General features: G+C 35.6%; 23 protein-coding genes and 1 pseudogene. 11 read left to right on the top strand and 13 right to left on the bottom strand.

What is annotated here, in order from left to right; all coding sequences use genetic code 11:
• The 5 genes and pseudogenes from FCN74_RS02235 (at nt 1) to FCN74_RS02215 (ending at nt 2,738) form a co-directional block, all read left to right on the top strand.
• Nucleotides 1-681, top strand: coding sequence for an SCO family protein (locus tag FCN74_RS02235; RefSeq protein WP_138930962.1), 681 nt, complete (start codon nt 1-3; stop codon nt 679-681).
• A gap of 2 nt (nt 682-683) precedes the next feature.
• Nucleotides 684-1,220 carry a DUF420 domain-containing protein gene (locus FCN74_RS02230; protein ID WP_138930961.1) on the top strand — a complete coding sequence of 179 codons (537 nt, stop codon included), beginning with the start codon at nt 684-686 and terminating at the stop codon, nt 1,218-1,220.
• A 16-nt stretch (nt 1,221-1,236) separates the two neighbouring features.
• Nucleotides 1,237-1,479, top strand: a complete 243-nt coding sequence (locus tag FCN74_RS02225) for a hypothetical protein (protein ID WP_138930960.1) — start codon at nt 1,237-1,239, stop codon at nt 1,477-1,479.
• An 11-nt stretch (nt 1,480-1,490) separates the two neighbouring features.
• Entirely contained in the window at nt 1,491-1,841 is a 351-nt protein-coding gene (locus tag FCN74_RS02220) for an arsenate reductase family protein (protein ID WP_138930959.1), read from the top strand.
• Nucleotides 1,834-2,738, top strand: a pseudogene (locus FCN74_RS02215) (DMT family transporter). Before FCN74_RS02220 ends, FCN74_RS02215 begins: the two are co-directional and overlap by 8 nt.
• 32 nt (nt 2,739-2,770) lie before the next feature.
• Here FCN74_RS02215 and FCN74_RS02210 read toward each other — a convergent pair.
• A complete protein-coding gene (locus tag FCN74_RS02210; protein ID WP_138930958.1) occupies nt 2,771-3,862 on the bottom strand; it encodes an ABC transporter permease in 1,092 nt (363 codons plus the stop codon).
• 4 nt (nt 3,863-3,866) lie between these two features.
• Entirely contained in the window at nt 3,867-6,008 is a 2,142-nt protein-coding gene (locus tag FCN74_RS02205) for a carboxy terminal-processing peptidase (protein WP_138930957.1), read from the bottom strand.
• A 310-nt stretch (nt 6,009-6,318) separates the two neighbouring features.
• Here FCN74_RS02205 and FCN74_RS02200 point away from each other — a divergent pair, with 310 nt between their 5' ends.
• The 6 genes from FCN74_RS02200 (at nt 6,319) to FCN74_RS02175 (ending at nt 12,344) form a co-directional block, all read left to right on the top strand.
• On the top strand, nt 6,319-7,329 hold the full coding sequence (locus FCN74_RS02200) for a sugar phosphate nucleotidyltransferase (protein WP_138930956.1): 1,011 nt from the start codon (nt 6,319-6,321) through the stop codon (nt 7,327-7,329).
• Nucleotides 7,330-8,700: a tetratricopeptide repeat protein gene (locus tag FCN74_RS02195; protein WP_138930955.1), complete on the top strand. Its 1,371-nt coding sequence runs from the start codon at nt 7,330-7,332 to the stop codon at nt 8,698-8,700.
• Nucleotides 8,701-8,704: 4 nt separating this feature from the next.
• Nucleotides 8,705-9,478 carry a DUF4292 domain-containing protein gene (locus FCN74_RS02190; protein ID WP_171047092.1) on the top strand — a complete coding sequence of 258 codons (774 nt, stop codon included), beginning with the start codon at nt 8,705-8,707 and terminating at the stop codon, nt 9,476-9,478.
• 3 nt (nt 9,479-9,481) lie between these two features.
• Nucleotides 9,482-10,687 carry a murein hydrolase activator EnvC family protein gene (locus tag FCN74_RS02185; RefSeq protein WP_138930953.1) on the top strand — a complete coding sequence of 402 codons (1,206 nt, stop codon included), beginning with the start codon at nt 9,482-9,484 and terminating at the stop codon, nt 10,685-10,687.
• A 68-nt stretch (nt 10,688-10,755) separates the two neighbouring features.
• Nucleotides 10,756-11,148: a 30S ribosome-binding factor RbfA gene (rbfA, locus tag FCN74_RS02180; RefSeq protein ID WP_138930952.1), complete on the top strand. Its 393-nt coding sequence runs from the start codon at nt 10,756-10,758 to the stop codon at nt 11,146-11,148.
• Nucleotides 11,145-12,344, top strand: coding sequence for an ABC transporter permease (locus tag FCN74_RS02175; protein ID WP_138930951.1), 1,200 nt, complete (start codon nt 11,145-11,147; stop codon nt 12,342-12,344). Before rbfA ends, FCN74_RS02175 begins: the two co-directional genes overlap by 4 nt.
• A 5-nt stretch (nt 12,345-12,349) precedes the next feature.
• Here FCN74_RS02175 and dusB read toward each other — a convergent pair whose 3' ends face one another.
• The 11 genes from dusB to porW form a co-directional block, all read right to left on the bottom strand.
• Complete coding sequence (gene dusB / locus FCN74_RS02170) at nt 12,350-13,345, bottom strand: tRNA dihydrouridine synthase DusB (RefSeq protein ID WP_138930950.1); 996 nt, start codon at nt 13,343-13,345, stop codon at nt 12,350-12,352.
• Nucleotides 13,346-13,438: 93 nt separating this feature from the next.
• Nucleotides 13,439-14,305 (bottom strand): ATP synthase F1 subunit gamma, encoded by an 867-nt coding sequence (gene atpG / locus FCN74_RS02165; protein ID WP_138930949.1) that lies wholly within the window; start codon nt 14,303-14,305, stop codon nt 13,439-13,441.
• A gap of 17 nt (nt 14,306-14,322) precedes the next feature.
• The gene (atpA, locus tag FCN74_RS02160) at nt 14,323-15,903 is read right to left on the bottom strand and encodes a F0F1 ATP synthase subunit alpha (RefSeq protein WP_138930948.1); all 1,581 of its coding nucleotides are present in this window, start codon (nt 15,901-15,903) and stop codon (nt 14,323-14,325) included.
• Between the two features lie 25 nt (nt 15,904-15,928).
• Entirely contained in the window at nt 15,929-16,462 is a 534-nt protein-coding gene (gene atpH, locus FCN74_RS02155; RefSeq protein WP_138930947.1) for an ATP synthase F1 subunit delta, read from the bottom strand.
• An 8-nt stretch (nt 16,463-16,470) separates the two neighbouring features.
• A complete protein-coding gene (locus FCN74_RS02150) occupies nt 16,471-16,968 on the bottom strand; it encodes a F0F1 ATP synthase subunit B (protein ID WP_138930946.1) in 498 nt (165 codons plus the stop codon).
• Between the two features lie 75 nt (nt 16,969-17,043).
• On the bottom strand, nt 17,044-17,235 hold the full coding sequence (atpE, locus tag FCN74_RS02145; protein ID WP_171047091.1) for an ATP synthase F0 subunit C: 192 nt from the start codon (nt 17,233-17,235) through the stop codon (nt 17,044-17,046).
• A gap of 38 nt (nt 17,236-17,273) precedes the next feature.
• Entirely contained in the window at nt 17,274-18,374 is a 1,101-nt protein-coding gene (gene atpB, locus FCN74_RS02140) for a F0F1 ATP synthase subunit A (protein ID WP_138930944.1), read from the bottom strand.
• A gap of 95 nt (nt 18,375-18,469) precedes the next feature.
• Entirely contained in the window at nt 18,470-18,844 is a 375-nt protein-coding gene (locus FCN74_RS02135) for a hypothetical protein (protein ID WP_138930943.1), read from the bottom strand.
• 4 nt (nt 18,845-18,848) lie between these two features.
• The gene (locus tag FCN74_RS02130) at nt 18,849-19,085 is read right to left on the bottom strand and encodes an AtpZ/AtpI family protein (protein WP_138930942.1); all 237 of its coding nucleotides are present in this window, start codon (nt 19,083-19,085) and stop codon (nt 18,849-18,851) included.
• Entirely contained in the window at nt 19,036-19,455 is a 420-nt protein-coding gene (locus tag FCN74_RS02125) for a bactofilin family protein (RefSeq protein WP_138930941.1), read from the bottom strand. The genes FCN74_RS02130 and FCN74_RS02125 overlap by 50 nt, the downstream gene beginning before the upstream one ends.
• A 2-nt stretch (nt 19,456-19,457) precedes the next feature.
• A complete protein-coding gene (porW, locus tag FCN74_RS02120; protein ID WP_449405558.1) occupies nt 19,458-22,052 on the bottom strand; it encodes a type IX secretion system periplasmic lipoprotein PorW/SprE in 2,595 nt (864 codons plus the stop codon).
• Nucleotides 22,053-22,125 lie beyond the last annotated feature (73 nt).

Below are 22,125 nucleotides of genomic sequence, written 5' to 3'. Positions count from 1 at the left end.
ATGAAGAAGTATTTTAAATATATCGGACTTGCAATAGTAGTTTTAGTTTTTGGCTTTTGGGTTTTTAAAGAATCTCAAAGCCGTTCTGAAAAAGAAGATTTGGCTTACATTACCCTTGATGGTAAAAAGCGAAAGGTTCCACAATTTAAACTCATCAATCAAAATGGCGATACCATTACCAACCAAGATTACAATAACAAAGTCTATGTCGTTGAATTTTTCTTTTCGACTTGTCCAACCATTTGTCCCATCATGAATAAAAACATGGTGCAAATACAGCGTAAATTTTATGGAGAAAATCAATTTGGCATCGCCTCTATTAGCATCGATCCGATTAATGATACGGTCGCTCAGCTCAAAAGATACGCTAATAAAATAGGCGTGAAACACCCAAATTGGCATTTGATGACAGGCGAAATGGATAAGATTATGAATTTAGCCAATAAGGGCTTTAATTTGTATGCTAAACAAGAGTCTCAAGCTGCTGGTGGTTTTGAGCATTCAGGTTTTTTTGCTTTAATAGACCAAGAAGGTTATTTGAGAAGTCGACGCGATGCCAACGGCAATCCAATTGTGTTTTATCAAGGCGCTGTAGAATACGACGCAGACCAAAACCGCTACAGCGAAGAACAACAAATCGATATTTTGATCGAAGACATCCAACAATTGCTTAAAGAATAATTATGAAATCTATCATCTCACCAAATCGCTTTACAGTCAATTTGATTATTGCGCTATCAGTAGCTGTGCCTTTGGTTGTTATTTTACTGATGAACCTCGACTCCAGAACCAATATTCTCGGATTGGAGGTGGGCACTTTTCCATTTTTTCATGCGGTCATTAATGGCTTAACTGCTATTCTTCTATTTGTTGGTTATCTACTGATTAAAAATCAAAAAATGATTTTGCACCGCAATGTCATGATTTCAGCCTTTGTGCTTTCAGTGGTGTTTTTAGTAAGTTATGTTATTTCAAAAATTAGTCATGAGCCGGTGTCCTATGGTGGTGAAGGCTGGATGCGATATGTATACTTTTTTATTTTAATCACCCATATTGTGTTATCTGGAATTATCATTCCATTGGTCTTATTTACCATGTATCGTGGATTGACAGGCCAATATGAAAAGCATAAAAAAATTGCCAGGTGGACTTTTCCGATTTGGATGTATGTCGCAATCACCGGGGTTTTAGTATATATTTTTATGCATCCGTATTATTAATTAAATTTGTGGCATAATGAAAAGCAATAGAATATTTCTAATTTTAATTATAGCTTTTGTTGCAGATTCTGCATTTGCTCAATGTTCTATGTGCAGAGCGGTTTTAGAAAGCAATGCAGATAACTCGGCTGCTGAAGGCATCAATGACGGTATCGTTTATCTTATGATTTTTCCATACCTGCTCATGGGTGGCTTGGGTTACTATATTTATAAAACCCATCAAAAGCAAAAGAAAAAATCTAAAAGCGCATCATCATAAATAATAATCCCATGAAAAAAGTCCTTTATTTATCGACATGCAATACTTGCAAACGTATTTTATCCGAAGTTAACATCGAAGGGTTTGATTTGCAAGACACTAAAAAAACACCGGCATCCAAAAAAGATATTGAGTTCTTAAGACAACATGTCGATAGTTATGAAGCTTTGATAAATCGTAGAGCACAACTTTGGCAAAAACGTGGACTCAAAAACCAAAATCTTTCTGAAGAAGATTTTAAAGCCTTGTTACTCGAACATTACTCTTTTATCAAACGTCCTATTTTTATTGATGACGATAAAGTTTTTATAGGAAATTCAAAAAAAGTTGTTGAAGCTTTAAAAGGGCATTTAAGTGAATAAGCGCATTTGGGCGATTCTTGCTGCTACAGGTGCGAGTTTTATTTTTGGTGTAAATCATACTTTAGCCAAAGGCTTAATGCCCAATCATATTGAGTCTTTTGGTTTTGTTATCCTCAGAGTCTTAGGCGCTGCTTTGGTGTTTTGGCTTATCAGTTGTTTTATAAAATCTGAACCTATTCAACGACGTGATTGGTTAAGGATTATCCTTTGTGCACTTTTGGGAATGTGTGTCAATATGTTGTTGTTTTTTAAAGGTTTGAGCCTGTCCACGCCAATAAATTCATCAGTGATTGTAACCATTTCACCTATTCTGGTATTTGTTTTATCAGCAGTTTTAATTCGAGAAAAAATTACTTTTCTAAAAGCCTCGGGAGCAGTATTAGGTTTGGTCGGCGCATTGATGCTGGTCCTCTTTACAACAACCTCTACAGCAGATGCTCAAACATTCCGTTAGGCAATGCTATGATTATTGTCAATGCTACTTCATATGGCTTATATCTTATTGTGGTGCGACCATTGACGGCTCGGTATAGTAGTATTACGTTGATGAAATGGTTTTTCTTGATTGCCGTTATCATCAATTTTCCAATTGGTATCCGTGAATTTACAGATGTTGAATGGTCAGCATTACCATTTTCTGCCATTTGGCGGATGGGATTTGTGGTTTTAGGGACTACTGTTTTAACGTATTTGCTCAATATTTATGCCCTTAAAGAACTTTCTGCTTCTACAATAGGTGTTTTTGTGTATTTGCAACCTTTAATTGCTATTGCCTTTGCGATTATAACGGGTGCCGACCAGCTCAATCTCATCAAGGTTATAGCCGGAATCCTCGTGTTTATAGGCGTTTATACGGTAAGTCGAAATCGGGCAAGGAAACGCGAAAAAGGGTTTTAAAAAAAATAGTGAAATTGTTAGAAATTAACGTTTTAGGCTTTTACATCAAACGCATCTCTCAGAGTATTACCAATCATCATAAATGCCATCACTAAACTCATAATAGCTAGACCTGGAATAATAGCCAAATGAGGTTGCCCTAACACGATATAATTGTAGTGTTCTTTTATCATGTTACCCCAAGTGGGAATAGGTGGTTGTGCGCCAATACCAAGGAAGCTTAAACCACTTTCAATAAGAATAGCCGCAGCAAAATTAGCTGCAGAAATCACAATCACTGGTGCCATGATATTGGGTAAAATATGTTTGGTCACTATACGCCAGTGAGAAAAACCTAAAGCATGAGCTGCAGTGATATATGGCATTTGCTTAACACTTTTGACTTGTCCGCGAACTACTCTAGCCACTTCGACCCACATGGTTAAGCCCACTGCTATAAAGACTTGCCAAAAGCCTTTCCCTAAAGCCAGTGTTAGAGCTATGACCAAAAGTAGCGTAGGAATAGACCAAGTCACATTAATCAGCCACATCACAAATTGGTCAATAGCACCACCAAAATAACCGCCAATTGCTCCGATAAAAATACCGATGACAAGTGAAATAAACACCGCTACAAACCCAATAGACAAAGATACACGCGTCCCTATGAGTAAACGGCTCAACAGGTCTCTTCCGTACCGATCTGTGCCTAGGATATAAGTTTTAGTATAGATGTAGTCTTTATTGAGTTGAGTAGAGTCTTCAAAACGATTTAAAGCAATAGATTCTTTGGGTGTAGTGGCATCAAAGGGAATGATTTCAACCACTTTGTCTTTGATGTTGTAATCCTGAATTGGAATTATAGTATTTACAGTTTGTTGACCTGTGAACCAAGATATCCAAGAATGCAATGTCTTGTTTTCATTAGGAATTTCAATGACCAAAGTCTCAAATCCTGGTGGTTTGGAATGTATGGCCAATTGCATTTGGTTGGCATTGACCGAGGAATCAGGGGCAATAACATAAGCTAAAAGTGCGATTAAAGCACAAAATACAATATAACTCAAACTAAAAACGCCCCAAAAACGCATTCTGAATTTTTGGAGCGCCAGACTAAAAAGCGATTGTCCTTTAGGACTTTTCATGAAATTAGTTTTGTGTTGAAGCCTCGGCTAATTTAAAATTTTTAGTGTGTTGTCTCAAATCTTCCAAGACAGACACGGCTTCTTCGACATAAATATCTTTTTGCAAATTATTATGCCAATTTTCTCGTTTGTCTTTTAAAGCCTCATCAGATTCAAATGCCTTAATTTCAGATGGTAGAGATTTAAAAGTTAAGCTGTTTTTATAATCATTAAGCGAGTCAAACTTCTTGGCTTTTGCATCGTTTTCGGTCATTAATTGTTTGTATGCTTGAAAGTTAAGTGGAAATTCGTTTTTATCTCTTTGAGCTTTAATCCACTTTGCCTGTTCTTCAATTAAAGCAATTTGTTGATGAGTGTCCATACGTTTTTGGCTGGCTGCTATGATGTCATCCAGTCCTTCGTATCCTGACCAAACTTTATAATCTGCTTCTTTGATTTTATCATAAGGCAGTGGATTGTCATAGTCTCTTTCGCCAATATCTATAAAAGAATAGCGGTCTGGAACTCTGATGTCACTTTCTACACCTTTCAGTTGTGTTGAACCACCACTGATTCGATAAAATTTTTGGGTTGTCAACTTTAGTGCGCCCATGTCACCAAGAGAATTATTACGCATCCATCGGTTGAGGTTAGCAACATTTTGTACAGTCCCTTTACCGTATGTTTGGCGGCTACCAAGAATAACAGCGCGTTTGTAATCTTGCATCGCAGCAGCTAGGATTTCTGAAGCCGACGCAGAGAGTTCGTTGACCAAAATAACAAGGGGTCCGTCCCAAATTGTACCGCTTTTTTTGTCTTTTAATACATCAACGTTACCGTCTTTATCTTTGACTTGAACTACTGGACCTTTATCTATAAATAAACCCGCCATTTCAACTACAGCAGACAAAGAACCACCACCATTATTTCTTAAGTCTATGACAAGTCCTTGAACACCTGATTTTTTGAGTTTTTTAATTTCTTCTTCAACATCAGAAGCGGCATTACGCTCGCCATAATTATTCATGTTAAAATAGAATTTAGGTAGATTAATGAACCCAAATTCTATATCATCTTTTTTAATAAGTGTCGATTTTGCATAAGTTTCTTCAATTTCTACCACATCTCTTACAAGGGTAATATTTTCAAATGTGCCATCTACTTTTTTAACAGTTAAGGTTACCTTAGTCCCTTTTGGCCCTTTGATGAGCTCTACAGCATCGTCTAAACGCATTCCAGTAATATTAACAGGCTGTTTTTCGTCTTCCTGTTTAACTTTCATGATTAAGTCGCCTACTTCCAATTCTTTACCTCTCCAAGCAGGACCACCAGATATAATTTCAACAATTTTGACGTTATCTCTTAACTTTTGAAGCCTGGCACCAATACCTTCTAGTTTACCTGACATAGAAATATCAAAACGGTCTTTATCTCTTGGCGCTAAATAACCAGTATGCGGATCAAACTGAGAAACAACAGTGTTGAGGTATAAGTTAAACCAATCTTCACGCCTTAAATCTTCAGAGTTTGAAAAGTATCTCTCAATAGATTCTCGCGTTAGATCAATCGCCTCTTTTTTAAGTTCGTCTGTAGATTTTATCTCAATCGTATCGCTTTCTTTAGCTTGTGCATTTTGAGTTTCAAATGCCGAATAATAATTAGATAAAATGGAAAATTGTAATTGTTTTTTCCAGCGTTCTTTTAATGCTTTCGTGTTTTTGACAAAATCTAAATTTTCATAATCCGTATTGATGTAATCCTCTGAATTGAGGTCAAAATCTTCGTTTAAAATAGAACCGTAAAATTGTTTTGTATCTTCTAAACGTTCTTGATAGCGGTTGTAAACCAAATTGAAAAAGCTGATGTCTTTTTCTAGGATTTGATCATCAATTTTCGTTTTGTACTCATCAAAATCTTTGAGGTCTTTTTGCGTAAAATGACGCTTCATAGGGTCAAGACTTTCAATAAATTCTTTGTAAACATTTTTTGAAAAGCCATTGTCTATTTTACGCTTATCGTAATGCCCTTGGTCTATGACGTAAGTAATGAGCTCAATTAAAATTTTGTCTTTATCAGAACCTTCTGTATCAAACTTTTTTGTAGTAAAGCTGCACGAACTAACGGCTAAAAGTACAGCAATACACAATAATGCAAATTTATTTTTCATGAGAGTGTTTTTTACTCGTTTCAAAATTATGAAATCAAAAGGACAATTTAAGCCAAATTAAAATTTTAAGCTTATAGATTTCACATAATAGTTTGTTAAAGAGCAGCTAAGCGATGATAGAGATTACTGTTTCTTACTTATAATTTAGGTTGTCTTTTTGATTCACAAAGAAATAGGGATATTTTATAAATTTAATTGTATAACTCTAGTCAGGTACTAATTTCAATATTTTTACCTCAATTTTAAAAGGATAAACTGCATTCAAAACTTAAATTCTTACTTTTGAAAAAATTTTGAAACACATACATTTATGAAAATAATTGTTCCCATGGCGGGTCGTGGTTCGCGACTTAGACCTCATACTTTGACAGTCCCAAAACCACTGATTCCTATTGCCGGAAAACCTATTGTGCAACGCTTGGTTGAAGATATTGCAAAGGTCGTTGATGAGCCCATCGAAGAAGTAGCGTTTGTAATAGGCAAAGATTTTGGTGAAGCCGTTGAAGAACAACTAAAAAACATAGCGACCGGCTTAAAGGCTAAAGCAAGTATTTACATACAAGACCAACCTCTTGGCACAGGTCATGCCATTATGAGCGCCGAACCTTCTCTAAGTGGACCAGCAGTTGTTGCTTATGCTGACACTTTATTTAAGGCAGATTTTACGATTGAAGACAATACCGAAGCCATGATTTGGGTCAAGCAAGTTGACAATCCTAAAGCTTTTGGTGTCGTTAACCTCAACGATAAAGGCCATATTACGGATTTGGTAGAAAAACCCGAGCATCCTGAATCTGATTTGGCCGTAATTGGCATCTATTACTTTAAGGATGTCGGTATTTTAAAAGAGCAGTTGCAACGTGTTTTAGACGAAAATATCATTCGTGGTGGCGAGTATCAAATCAATGATGGTATTGAAAAAATGAAAGCCAACGGCATCATCTTCAAACCTGGTAAAGTTGATGAATGGATGGATTGCGGCAATAAAACTGTAACGGTAGAAACCAACAAGCGCACTTTAGAACATTTGAAAAATAGTGAAGAAAAACTGATTTCAGATCAGGTTGAAATTCATAATTCTGAAATTACTGAACCTTGTTTTATCGCCGATGATGTCAAACTCATCAATGCCAAAATCGGTCCGCATGTATCTTTAGGAAAAGGCACGGTAGTAAAAGATAGCACGATAAAAAACAGCTTAATTCAAGAACAAGCCGAGATTAAAAATGCTAATCTCGATAATGCTATGATAGGAAATTTTGTCAAATTTGACGGCAATTTTACAAGCATCAGCATTGGCGACTACTCTGTTTTAGAATAAATGAACTTCAAATTATTGACATATCTGTTTTATGTTTTGGGATTTATCTATACTCAAGTGTTAAATGCTCAAATAGAACAAGACCTTGAGCCTCAGGACAGCATCACAAATTCTGATCATAATAGCGAATTTCAAACTCAATTTTTTAAAGCCCTATCGGAACGCGGTATAGAAAATTATGAAAAGGCTACTGAGGTTTTAGAATCGCTAAAAAACAGTCATCCTGATAAAGCTGTTATTTATTTTCAATTGGGACTCAATTATTTTGATCTAGAACAGTACAGTTCAGCTTTAGAGCATTTAAAACAGGCAGACCAATTAAAACCTGATGATTATGCTATTCGCGAAGCACTGTTTAAAGTTTATGAACAACAAAAAGACTACAATAAAGCGATACAACTAGCTCGAGAGTTAGCTCAAAAAAATCCAGATTATTTTAAGGTTCTGGCCAACCTTTATTTGATTACAAAACAATATTCAAAAGCATTAGACGCTTTGTCTTTAGCAGAAGACAAAGAAGGATTCGACCCGTATAAAGATAAGTTAAGAGAAGTAATTTTTGAAACCTACAACAAACCTGAAGAGGCTATAAAATACTACAAAAAACGCATAAAATTACAACCTTACAATCCTTTAAATGCTTACAGGTTGACCACATTTTTAATGCAAAATGAGCAATATCAAAGAGCCCTAGAAACTTCTAAAAGTTTACTTATCGATCATCCTCGTTTTACAAGGGCTTATGTTTTAAAGACTCAAATTCATCTTAAATTAGATGAAGTTCAACACGCATTTGATGCGCTTGAAGTTATTGTGTCTGATCGGTTTTTAGAAAAAAAATTTAAAGTTCAAGCAATAGAATCTATTAAAGCATATGTAGAGGAACACCCTGAATATCAAAATCAATTTGTTGAGGTTTTAAATATGGCTTCTCAGACAGCTGAAAATTCTGCCAGTTTTTTAGACCTGGGCTTGTTTTATTTTGAAAAGGATAAACCTTTAGCCTTAAAAAATTTCAGAAAAGCACTCACTCAAAACCCTCAGGATTTTCAAATTTTAAAATACATAAGTGTGTTAGAGCTTCAACTCAACAATCCTTCAGCGGCGATTGTAACCGCAGAACAAGCGCTAGAAATTTTCCCAACACAGGCCGTTTTTATGGTAATAAAAGGCCAAGCTTTACTTCAGCAAACACAATATAAGGCTGCAGAATCGGTTTTACTTGAAGCAGAATCATACATTTTTGAAGAAAATAATTTGATGCTTCAACTCTATGACAGTTTGCAACGTGTATATACAGCTTTAAATGAAGAAGAACAATCAAAAATTTATCAAGCAAAAGTTAAGCAACTTCGGGAAAAACTTAAATAAATCTATGAGCCAGAAACCTTATCTTGTTGTTTGGATAACAGTAGTCATTTTATCTGCTTGTGGTGGAAGTCAATCTGCACTAAAAGAAAAAGATCTCAAAACTGAAACCTTAAAAGGTATTGTCAAAAATTATAATAACGCTTTACCTCAATTTAAAACTATGCGAGGACGCTTAAAAGGTGTTTATCAAGATAATGAGCAAAGACAAAACGTCAACATAAGCTATAGATTTAAAAAAGATAAAACCCTATGGATGAGTGCAAAGTTTGCAGGTTTTATTCAAGTGGCAAAAATGATGATAACACCCAAAAAAGTGAAGTTCTATGAGCGAATAGACAACTCATTTTTTGATGGGAACTTTGAGTTGATTAGCGCGTTTTTAGGGCTTGAATTAAATTATAATCAAATTCAAAACCTTTTTTTAGGACATGCGCTCAAAAATATCAACATTTCTGAAACCGATTTTGAAACTGCAAACCCATATTTTAAAATGATAACGACTTATGATGAGGGTTTGACTCAAGTTTTACTTTTGGATACTAAAACCTTTAAAGTCAAAGAACAAACCTTAAGCCTGAATGATAAACAAGTCAAAGTTGTTTACAATGCATATCAAATTGTAGAAGGCACTTCTTTTCCTAAAGAATTTGTAATTTTAGCAGGAGATCGTGAAAATCAAATACAAATCATATTGACTTACAAAAACATCAAGCTGAACGACAAATTGAGGTTTCCTTTTAGTTTTCCAAATAATTATTCCCCAATTGAATTTAATTAAATTATGAAGCCATATCTTTTTTTGCTGATTGTCTTTAGCCTTTATGGGACATTAACTTATGGTCAAACTCGTAAAGAGTTGGAAAAAGAGCGCCAACAGATTGAGCAGCAAATCAAGCAGATCAACAACAACTTAGACCAAAGCCAATCCCGCAAACAATCGGTTATTGAAAAAGTTCAAACCTTAAACCAACGAATTGCTGCAGCAGAAAGACTGGTTCGCATCAACAATAGAGAGGCCAATATGCTATCTCGAGAAATTAATGCCAACTCTCAGGCTATTGATAAACTACGCTCACAGCTTAAAACCCTTAAAGCAGAATATGCTCAAATGGTTGTAGATGCTTATAAAAGTAAGTCCCAACAAAATCGTATCATGTTTTTATTGTCTTCTGACAATTTTTTGCAAGCATACAAACGCCTGCAATACATGAAACAATTTGCAGCTCATCGGAGACAGCAAGGCAAAGAAATCCAAATTCAAACCAAAACGCTTCAAGAGTTAAATGAAAAATTGTTTGAACAGCGCAAAGCGAAAGAAAAATTACTAGTCCAAAACAGACAAACTATTGAAAAACTCAATAAAGACAAAGCTGCTGAAAAGGAACTCATTGCTTCTATTCGCAAGAAGGAAGGTCAATACCAAAAGGAATTAGAACGCAAGCAAGAAAAAATTAGTGAAATTGATGAACTCATTCAAAAATTGATCCGTGAGGCTATCGCTGCAGAAAACAAGAAGTTGGGTAGCAGCTCAAGTAGTCGGTTTAAAATGACGCCAGAAGCTAAACTTTTAGGGGGTAAATTTGAAGATAATAAAGGGAAACTGCCATGGCCGGTTGTCTCAGGGTTTTTATCTCGACCCTACGGGACAAGACGTCACGCTGTTGTGAAAACAGTAATGACCAAAAGTGAAGGCGTACACATTGACACTCAACAAGGTGCTAAAGCCAGAGCTATCTTTGATGGCGAAGTCAGTCAAATTATGGTTATTCCCAATGCCTATAAAGTCGTGATGATTCGTCATGGACAATACATAAGTGTTTATAAAAACATCGATGAATTGAATGTTAGAAAAGGTGATAAAGTTAATCGCAACCAATTTATAGGTACAATTGGTCAAGATTTGACTGATGGTTCTACAACCTTAGGATTTTATATCTATAAAAATAGTAAAACTCAAAATCCTGCCGAATGGATTTATAAGATGTAGTCATAAAGTGGTTTCAAAGTCATGTAGTATAGAAATTCTATTGTCTAAAAAAAGCTTAATTTTGCACTATGGAAAGTCAAAGACAACAAAAGATAAGTCAAATTATTCAAAAAGATCTTGCTGAAATCATACAAGAGAGTCTGAGAAAAACTGGACAAAAAAATTTGATTATCAGCGTGACTAAAGTCAAAGTCACTCCAGATATGCTTGAGGCAAGAGCTTATTTGAGTGTTTTCCCTGAAGATAAAACCCCCATAATTATGAAAGAAATCAAAGGGTTGTCTAATGTCATTAAACACCAATTGGCTTTACGTACAAAAAATCAATTGAGGCGAGTGCCTGAAATTCGTTTTTTCCATGATGATACTGCAGCTTATGTAAGTGAAGTCGAGGATGCCTTTAAAGGAAAAGACAATCCTATCAAAAACCCAGACCTTCTTAATAAACGTAAAAAGTCTTGAAATTTTCCTTTTATATTGCTAAACGTTATTTTCTAAGCAAAAGCAAAAATAATGCAATTAATATTATCAGTTATTTAGCTTTAATAGGCATCTTTGGGACCTCTTTAGCGCTTTTTGTCGTCTTATCAGCTTTTGGTGGTCTCAAAGAGTTTAGCCTGAGTTTTGCCAACCAATACGATCCAGATTTAAAAATATTACCGGTAGAGAGTAAACGTCTTTTGGTTACTGAAAAAGATATGGGAGCTTTACTTCAACTTGATGGAATTAGTCAAGCTTCAAAGGTGATAGAAGAAAAGACTTTATTAAATTTTAAAGATAAAAATTTACCAGCAATTCTCAAGGCTGTAGATAGCAATTACGTCAAAGTAAATCAACTCAAAGCCAATGTTTTTCTAGGTCAGTGGCTCAATACAAATTACCCTTATCAGGTTGTTTTAGGCAATGGACTTAGCCGGAGATTGTCTGTTGGCATATTAGATCAAAGTAACTATTTAGATTTTATTGTGCCAAAGCCTGGCAAAGGGCAAATCATGAATCCGCAGGATGCTTTTACTAAAATACCCAGTCGGGTAAGAGGTATTTTTGGGATTTCAGAAGAATATAACAATACTTATGTTTTCAGTCAACTTAACTTGGCCAGAGAATTATTGAATTATCGAGACAATGAATTTTCAGGGATAGAGTTGGCTACAGATGAAAATGCAGATTTCAAACAGTTGAAACAGCAAATTCGTCAAATTTTTTCTGAACAATCCATCAATATCAAAACACGTTTACAGCTTAACGATGAGCTCTACAAAATGTTAAATACAGAAAATTTAATGGTTTACCTCATCAGTACACTGGTTGTCATCATAGCGCTCTTTAATTTGATCGGTGCTGTAATTATGGCCATTATAGACAAAAAAGAAAACATAAAAACCCTTTCCTATTTGGGTGCAAATAGAAGTCAAATCAATAGTATATTTTTTATACAAGGTTTACTCAGTACAGCTGCAGGTTCTATAATAGGTATAATTTTTGGCTCTGTCTTAGTATTTTTACAACTCAAATATAGTTTAGTTTATATCACTTCTTCCCTAGCCTATCCCGTCAAATGGAGTGTTTTGACATTAATTATTGTTTTAATAACAACCCTAAGTTTGGGCATTGTTGCTTCAAAAATAGCCTCTTCAAGAGCCGCAAAACTTGTCTGAAAAACTTAAACTAAGAAAACAGTTTCAGCAAATACTTCTTTAATTGTATCTAATGTGTCGTAAATTTCATTGAGGTTATCTGAAGTCACTAAAGTTTTTCTGTAAGGCTTAAAATTGGGAATTCCTCTAAAATAATTGGTGTAATGCCTACGGGTTTCAAGAATACCAAGTTTCTCTCCTTTCCAATCGACAGACATTTGCAAATGCCTTTTAGCCACATCGACTCTTTCTGAAATATCCGGTGCCGGAAGGTGTTCACCTGTTTTAAAAAAATGTTTCACCTCATTAAAAAACCAGGGATATCCGATAGAAGCTCGCCCAATCATAGCGCCGTCAAGACCATAGCGGTCGCGCATCTCAACAGCGCGTTCTGGTGTATTGACATCACCGTTTCCAAACACTGGAATATGCATTCTAGGATTGTTTTTTACCTCTGCAATTGGGGCCCAATCGGCATCACCTTTATACATTTGGGCTCGGGTACGACCGTGAATTGAAATGGCTTGACAACCGACATCTTGTAATCTTTCGGCTACTTCTACTATTTTGATAGAATCGTGATCCCAACCTAAACGGGTTTTTACGGTTACGGGCAAATCAGTGTGCTTGACCATAGCTTCAGTTAGAGAAACCATGAGGTCGATGTCCTTTAATATTCCAGCACCAGCACCTTTGGAGACCACTTTTTTGACTGGGCAGCCAAAATTGATATCAATAATGTCCGGTTTTGTCTTTTCAACAATCTCTACAGATTTTAGCATTGCTTCTTTGTCAGCACCAAAAATTTGTATCCCTACTGGTCTTTCTTTTTCATAAATATCAAGCTTAATCACGCTTTTGGCAGCATCTCTAATTAAACCTTCAGAGGAAATAAACTCAGTATAAACAACATCTGCGCCGTTTTCTTTGCATAGTGCTCTAAATGGCGGGTCACTAACGTCTTCCATCGGGGCAAGAAGTAGTGGAAAATCGTTTAGTGCTATGTCTCCAATCTTAACCAAGTTCAATGTATTTTTTGCAAAAATCGATTAATAAAAAGAAATTGGCAAATTTGAGAGCTTAAAACTGAAATGTGGACCTAATTCAACTAGAATTTAATCACTTAAAGCTTCAGCACCGGCAACAATTTCTAAAATTTCATTGGTAATAGCCGCCTGACGAGCTTTGTTATAAGTCAACTTCAAGCTGTCTCTTAATTCGGTGGCATTTTCTGTCGCTTTATGCATGGCTGTCATACGTGCACCATGTTCAGAAGCAAATGAATCTCTCAACGCTTTATACAATTGAATGTTTAGAGCTTTCGGCATCAACTCTTTAATGATTTTTCCCTTTTCAGGTTCGAAGATATAATCGAGTTGTTGTGGAGTTTCATCTTCAGATTTATCGGCGACAAGTGGCAAAAAGTCTTCAGCTTCTACAATTTGAGTTGCTGCATTTTTAAAGCGATTGTACACCAAAACAACTTTATCGTAAGCCTTTTCTTCAAAAGCCTTCATAATGGTTTCAGAAATTTGAACTGAGTTGAGAAAACTCAAATCATTATAAATTTCTTCATGATGCTCAAAAATTTCATAAGATTTTTTAAGAATATCATTAACCTTTTTACCGATTGTTAAGACTTCGACTTCTTGGTTGTGATAGTTTTCTCTTTTGAGCTGGTTAACCTTTTTAATGATATTCGTATTAAAGGCTCCTGCCAAACCACGATTAGAGGAAATGGCAACAATCAAAACCTTTTGGAGTTCACGTTCTTCAGTCAGGGCTGTAGAAAGATCATCTTCAACGGTGGCGCTAAGGTCTTGAAGGAGTTCAGTCAGCTTTTCAGCATAAGGTCGCATAGAGACTATAGCGTCTTGAGCACGACTTAATTTTGCAGCAGAAACCATCTTCATGGCACTGGTAATCTGCATAGTTGAGCTTACCGAGCTAATTCGACTTCTGAGTTCTTTAAGGTTAGCCATAATGCTATCTTATAAAATTATGCGTTATATTTTGAAGCAATCTCAGCCGCTGCGTCTTCAAGAGCCTGTGTCGCTTCATCGGTTAACTTACCAGATTTTAAAGTTTGCATAGCCTCTTCGTGCTTAGCATTCAGATAAGTTAAATAATCTTTTTCAAATTCTTTGACCTTATCAACGGGTACGTTTCGTAACAAGTTTTTCGTTCCGGCGTAGACAACCGCAATTTGATCTTCAACTTTATAAGGATCAGACTCCGCTTGTTTAAGCAATTCTACGTTGCGTTTTCCTTTGTTAATGGTTCGCATTGTTGCCGCATCAAGATCAGATCCAAATTTAGCAAAAGCTTCTAATTCGCGGTATTGGGCTTGATCAAGCTTAAGTGTTCCAGCCACTTTTTTCATAGATTTAATCTGAGCTGAACCCCCGACACGTGATACTGAAATACCGACATCAATTGCGGGACGAACCCCAGAGTTAAATAAATCTGAAGTTAAGAATATTTGTCCATCTGTAATAGAAATCACGTTGGTTGGGATATAGGCAGAAACATCTCCTGCTTGGGTTTCAATTATAGGTAAAGCTGTAAGCGATCCGCCACCTTTTACCTTACCTTGAAGCGAGTCTGGTAAATCATTCATTTGCTTGGCAATGGTATCGTCGTTGATAATTTTTGCAGATCGTTCAAGCAATCTGGAGTGTAGATAGAATACATCACCAGGATAGGCTTCGCGGCCTGGTGGACGTCTTAAAAGTAATGACACTTCACGATAAGCTACCGCTTGCTTTGACAAATCGTCATAAATAATTAAAGCAGGTCGTCCGGTATCTCTAAAATACTCACCAATAGCTGCACCAGCTAATGGCGCATAAACTTGCATTGGTGCAGGATCTGAAGCGTTTGCTGCAACAATAGTTGTATAGGCTAATGCACCACGTTCTTCAAGTAAGTTGGCTATGCCTGCTACTGTAGAAGCTTTTTGGCCAATCGCAACGTAAATACAATAAACGGGTTCGCCAGCATCGTAAAATTCTTTTTGGTTTAATATGGTATCAATACATACTGCAGTTTTACCTGTTTGACGGTCGCCGATTACAAGTTCACGTTGACCACGACCTACAGGAACCATGGCGTCGATAGACTTAATTCCAGTTTGCAATGGTTCAGAAACCGGTTCTCTATATATAACACCTGGAGCTTTACGCTCTATGGGCATTTGAAAAGTTTCACCATCAATTGATCCTTTACCATCTATTGGTTTACCTAAGGTATCAACTACACGCCCAACAATACCATCACCTACTTGAATTGAGGCAATTTTTTTGGTACGTTTTACGGTTTCGCCTTCATTGATATGTGTAGATTTACCAAAAATCACAACACCAACATTGTCTTCAGCAAGGTTAAGCACCATGCCTTTTAATCCGTTTTCAAATTCTACGAGTTCTCCGTATTCAGCATTGGTCAAACCATAAACATTAGCAATACCATCACCGACGTTAAGTACGGTTCCCACTTCATCTAATGAAGCTTTGGATTCAAATCCAGAGATTTGCTTTTTGATTATTGCTGAAATTTCAGCCGGGTTTATTTCTGCCATAACTATTATGCGTTAAAATGTGATATTATCTTGTATGTAAATTTCTTTTGAGTTTATTCAACTTGCCAGATAAACTGGCGTCGTATTGTAAATCATTAAGGTTGAGTATAAAGCCACCAATAAGGTCTTCATTCAATGCAGTGGTAACCTTGGCTTCATCACCAGTAATATTTTTAATCTGTTCTTTTAAAGCTTTAATCACGCTGTTGTCTAACCGAACTGCAGAGCTGATATGGGCTTCTCGAATGTTGTGCAAGGTATTGTATTGTGTGGTATAAGCCTGGCATATCCATTTCAAATGGTTGAAACGATTGTTTTCAGACAAGGTGTCAAACAACTTATGAAGCATGTCATCTACATCTTTAAAGACGGCTTTAGCAATTGCGCATTTGTCTTTATTTTTAACCACAGGACTATTAAAAATACTTCTCAATTCAGGGTTTTGCGTTATACTGTTTTGAATCAGTAGCATATCGTCTAAGAGCTGATCTACAGACTTTTGCTCTTGAGCAAGGTCAAGAATAGCTTTGGCATATCGTTTTGCAGCGCGTTGTCCCATACTGTATTTTAATTAAGCTTTACATTTTCTAACTCTCTATCGATGAGTTTGTTTTGAGCTTTTTTATCTTTTAGTTCTTCTTTCAACACCTTTTCAGCGATTTCAATTGAGAATTGAGCAACTTGTTGTCTTAGGTCGTCGATAGCTGCTTTCTTTTCATTTTGAATAGAAGTTTGAGCTTTGGCAATGATGTCATCTGCTTTTATAGCGGCTTCTTCGGCAGCTTCACTGATCATTTGTTTTTTCATCTGCTGTGCTTCCTTAAGCATAGCGTCACGTTCTTGGCGCGCTTCCTGCTTCATTTTCTCATTATCAGCCTTGAGGTTTTGCATTTCCTTTTTGGCTTCTTCAGCAGAGTCAATCGCTTTTTGAATGCCTTCTTCTCTATCATCGAGTGACTTCAAGACGGGTTTCCAAGCGTATTTTCTCAATAAGAATATGAGGACAACTAAGACAAGAATTAACCAAAAAAATAATCCAAACGAAAAATCTTCAACTAACTTCATGTTTATAATATTTAATCTTTAAAAAAATAAAATTAAGCCTTAAAGCCAACCGCTATAAGGCTTAATTAGTTTTGTTTACACTGCAAATAAAGCAGCGAAAGCAACACCTTCTAAAAGTGCAGCGATAATAATCATCGCTGTTTGAATTTTTCCGGTGGCTTCGGGTTGACGGGCAATAGCCTCCATAGCAGCGCCACCGATCTTTCCTAGACCGATACCTGCGCCGATGATGACTAAACCTGCTCCTACCATTACTGGGATTTCCATAATTAACTATTTAAAAATTAAACTTCAATTCAAAAAACTTAAACTACTGGTACATCTTCGCTGTGATCACTGTGATCTTCAACAGCCATACCAATATATAATGCACTTAATAACGTAAATATATAAGCCTGTAAAAAGGCCACTAATAATTCTATTACTGAAATCATGATGGTAAACCCAAAAAATGCCGGTCCGGCAATCCAATTTTGCATGACGACTATTAAACCTAACAAACTCATAATCACAACGTGACCTGCCGTCATATTGGCAAACAAACGTATCATTAAGGCAAACGGCTTGGTAAACATGCCTAAGATTTCTATAGGCATCAATACAATTTTCATAGGAATAGGGACTCCCGGCATCCAGAAAATATGCTTCCAATAATCTTTGTTACCACTAAATTGAACAATGATAAACGTAATCAAAGCCAAACCAAACGTCACGGCAATATTGCCAGTGACATTAAACCCAAGCGGCGTCATTCCCATTAAATTTAATATCCAAATAAAGAAAAATACGGTTAAAAGAAAAGACATGTATTTTTTATATTTTGGCCCGATATTGGGCTTGGCAATCTCATCTCTGACATAAATAACAAGTGGCTCTAAAAACCGACCTATGCCTTTTGGGATTTGATTTTTTCTGTAGGATTTTGCCAGACTTGTGAACATCCAAAATAATAGGACAGAAGCTAAAATCATCCCTATTACATTTTTTGTAATAGAAAAGTCTATTGGTTTTTCGTTTTCAACGAAACCTTCTTCATCATATGTAATGCTGCCTTCAGCATCAGTCTTGTAAATTTTAGTGTGATAAAGTTTATAGTGTTGTCCATTAATTTCAACTAAATCTTCGCCATGGTGAAATTTTGACGCTGAAAAAGCGTGCAAACCATTATCAAAATCGTAAATGATAACGGGTAAAGGAATGCCAAAATGCTCACCAGTTTTGCCATCAGAAAACAAATTAAAATAATGAGAATCATCTAAGTGATGATCAATATAGGCTTCCACTTCTTCTTCGGTATCAACTTGACCGCCATCTTGGTCTGATGTTTTATCATCCTTTGCTGAACTCACTAATGACATCGTCAAAAATAAGAGTGCAAAAATGGAAAGGCGTGATGTTATTTGCATTAAAATAAGGTTTACCTAATTTTGGGTGCAAAAGTAATTAAAAATTTAAATTTAAAATCGAATTTCACTCAATTTTTCTATTGAGTAAAAAAGGCTTAAAAATTAGCCCTATTCAGGTATCTCACCAGAACAAAAATTTCAGCAACCATACACAATACATAAGGCACAAAAAACAATAGAAAATTGTCTCTACTCACATCGATATCATTAAGATTTGAGAATACTAAAAAGACAGTGATTTTAACAAAACCAATCCCCATGAAAATAAGCCCAATGTACTGTTTAATCAAATTTTTGAATAGGATAACTGTTACTGTAAATGGAACTGTAAAACACAAATTAAATGCGTATGTAAATTGGAGACTTAAATCATGGTCTTCAACCCCCATCATATTCTGAATGAAATATGCTGGAACAATAAGTATGAATAATAAGCCAAAAAACTGGAAAAGTACAGTTGAGTTTTTCACTATATTACGTGTCTATTTTTTTGACTTGTTTAAGCAATAAGTACATACTTGCAAAAATTCCAATAAGAATTAAGCCTAAAGTAAACCAGGCCGTAGATGTTTTAAAGTATATATCAAGCTTTTTACCAATGTAAGCACACCCAAAAATAATCACGCCCATTTGAATACCAGCACCCGTAAGTATGACCCACTTATTGGGCTGCTTTGGTTTTTTGGTATTCTGTTGTTGTTTTTCGCTCATCCTCAAGGGATTTTACATTGCCTTTCATTTGACAGGTTGCATTAAATACTGCGCCACTTTCTACAACGAGTTGGTCTGTGATAACGTCACCGGAAATATGGGATGTACTTTTTAATGTAAGACAGGCATTAACTTTTAAGGTTCCGGTAAAACTTCCTTCAATATCTGCATTTTCACAGACGACTTCACCGTTTATTTTACCAGTCTCACCAATAACGACTTTACCTTTAATGTTGAGGTTGCCGTCGAGTTCTCCTTCTATTCTGAAGCTACCTTCAGAGTTGATATCACCTGTTAAGGTTGTACCTTGTGAGATTTTGTTTTGTTCTTTAGAAAAGTCTGGTTTTGGGGTTTTTTTTTCAGAAAACATATTTATTGATTTAAATGTTTTAAATATTGATCTAAGTTTTTGTGTATCTGAACAATACTGTAATTTTCATTAGATATTGCAAAGTAATTAAAATCTTTGGAAAGTTCTCCTTCTTTAATCAAAATTTCAGCTAAACCCTGAGCTCCCAATAAACTACTTAGGCCATGAATAACTTTAAAGCTTTTGCGTTTTGTATACACCTCATCTGTAATTTTAAAGTCATAATCTAAGGTCTCAAAAGCTGTTTCGAGTTCAGTTTCAAAACTTTTTTGCCGATCGCGATCTTCAAAATAATACACAAGCTTATAACTGTCTTGATCTGTGTCCGGCTTAAATTTTTGACCCCTCACATTTTGTTTGAGTTCGTTATAACGTCCTAGCGCATATTTGCCTTCATCTGACTGTGGATAGGTCAGCGCCACGTAATTTAATGCTTTTTTATAAGCTTCAACACCGTCTACTTTAGCTACAGCAAAAGCCCTTAACAATTCAAACTTTGGCGTAATAGGTCGGCCTATCAATTGTTTTGCATATTGATCAGCTTGTTGGATAACATATTCATATTCTTGATTTTCATAAGCTTTATAAAGCTTATTGTATATATTTAAGGGGTTGTTTTTGCTGTCTTTAAATTTTTGAGGATTTAATAGCAACGCGGCATATTCACTTTCTGGGTGTTCGGTCAAAATTTTATTTTTCCATTTATTTTTAGCCACATTATCGCCTTGAGCCTCTGCAATTAAATATAAGTTGTAAATGCTAGGCAAAATCAATCGATCTTCAGGATTACTCTTGAGAAGATCTTCAAACCTGTTTTTTGACAATTCGTATTCTTTAAATTTCTCTTTATAAATAACCCCTAATTGATAATAAGCAAAGTTGCGATCTACCCAAAGACTATCAATTATATTTTTTTCACTCGGGATTTGTGAAATATATGTTTCTGGTTGATATTTTGGGTCGTTAGCAAAAGGGTCTTTTTCTTTTTCGCTTTCTTCAGTTTTTGAGCTTGCGTTTGTTTTGCCGCCATATTTCCAATTGTCGGTTAACTCTATATCACCCCAAGTTTGTTTAAAGCTCAGCAAACCCCTTTGAGCCTGATTTGAATTGTAGAAGTAAAAACTAGCTGCTCCTGAAGTCCCGGTATTACTTTTCCCAGCATTGGATGCGCCAAGTCTGCTTCGAGTATTCATATTTGCTCCTTTAAATCCTTTGTTAGAGGAATTTAAAGCTTTTTGAGATGCCGACTGTTGAGCAAATACACTTTTTGCTTCTTCTTTTAGGGTTTCGATATGATCTTTAAAGTAAGTTAAGCGTTCTTCTTTATTCATTTCAACCAAGTTGATGATACTGTCTTTCTCATCAGCGATTCCCTCGTACTTAATAACATCATCTAAGCTTTTGCGTTTTTTTGCAATTATTCTATATTCACGCTTACTTTTATCAATATGCGTCAGCGTACTATCGTAATAGGCTCCCGCGGTTTTATAGTTGTTTTGGTCAAAATAAATTTTTGCCAATCTTAAATAATCTCTAGAATATAAATATTTATCTTCAGGTTGCCTTCTTAGAGATTGATTATAATAATCTATAGCTAAGTCAATTGAATCGAGTTGGTTGTGGTATTCAGCAAAATCAAAGTAAATAAAATCTAAAAATGGTCGATTTTCTCGATTTTCAATCAATTCACCATATTGGGTTTTCATATAAGCATAACTCACTGTATCAAGGTCTATGTTTTTAAGTTGCTCTAGCTTGGCGTGAATCATATAATCCCGTGGTGATTTACGATTGAGTTCAATTACTTTTTGATAAGTGTAATTGGCGCTGTCGACTTGGTTAAGCCCATCAAAAAGTTGAGCTTTGATGTATAAAAATCGTCCTTTTTTATTGTTGTCCTTAGCGTAAAAAATGGCTTGATTTAGTGGGCCAATCGCTTTGTTGTAATTGTCATTCAGGATATGAGCTTCAGCTAAAATGCTATTAAGGTGAGTTTGTTCTTCTTCAGACAATTCAGGATATTCAGAACGAATTTTGAGCAGATTTTTGAGTGCCAATTCATAATATTTGAGACGCATATTAACCTTTTCACTCCAAATTTTAGCCTCTACAATACCAGTACTTTCAGGATAATGATTTAAAACATAGCGAAAGGCATCTTTTGCTTGTATATAACGGTGACTATAATATCTGGCTTTGCCTAATAGAATAAAGGCTTCGTCAATTTGATAATTGTATTCCTCTCCCTCAATATACATAGAATGCTTTTGAATGGCTTTGGTCGCTTTTTTTTCAGCTCTTTTAAAATCAGGGTTTTTAGCTTCTGTTTTTTGGGCATCAGGCTCAAAAATATCTGTGGTTGGAGGTTTCTCCTGCATGCGTTCAACCGGAAGGATATGCCAATAATTTTCAGGATACTCCGCTACTACAGTTTGAATACCATTCTCAACCGCCAAATTGCCATGGTAAATCGTATTGTAATACGTATTCATGGCGTGCCAATTCCGATTCATGAACTTATTTTTTTGTGTAGAACATGCCGTAATTAGTACAACCAGAATTAATAAGGTAAAAAAAGAAGTAATATTAGATTTCAAGCCATAAAAATTTGACGTCAATTGAATAACAAGTTATAATGCAATTTATTATAAAATTGCTGTACAAAAATAG

This window comes from Mesohalobacter halotolerans, assembly GCF_006120725.1.
Taxonomy (GTDB): domain Bacteria; phylum Bacteroidota; class Bacteroidia; order Flavobacteriales; family Flavobacteriaceae; genus Psychroflexus; species Psychroflexus halotolerans.
This window is presented reverse-complemented; position numbering and strand designations above follow the sequence as displayed.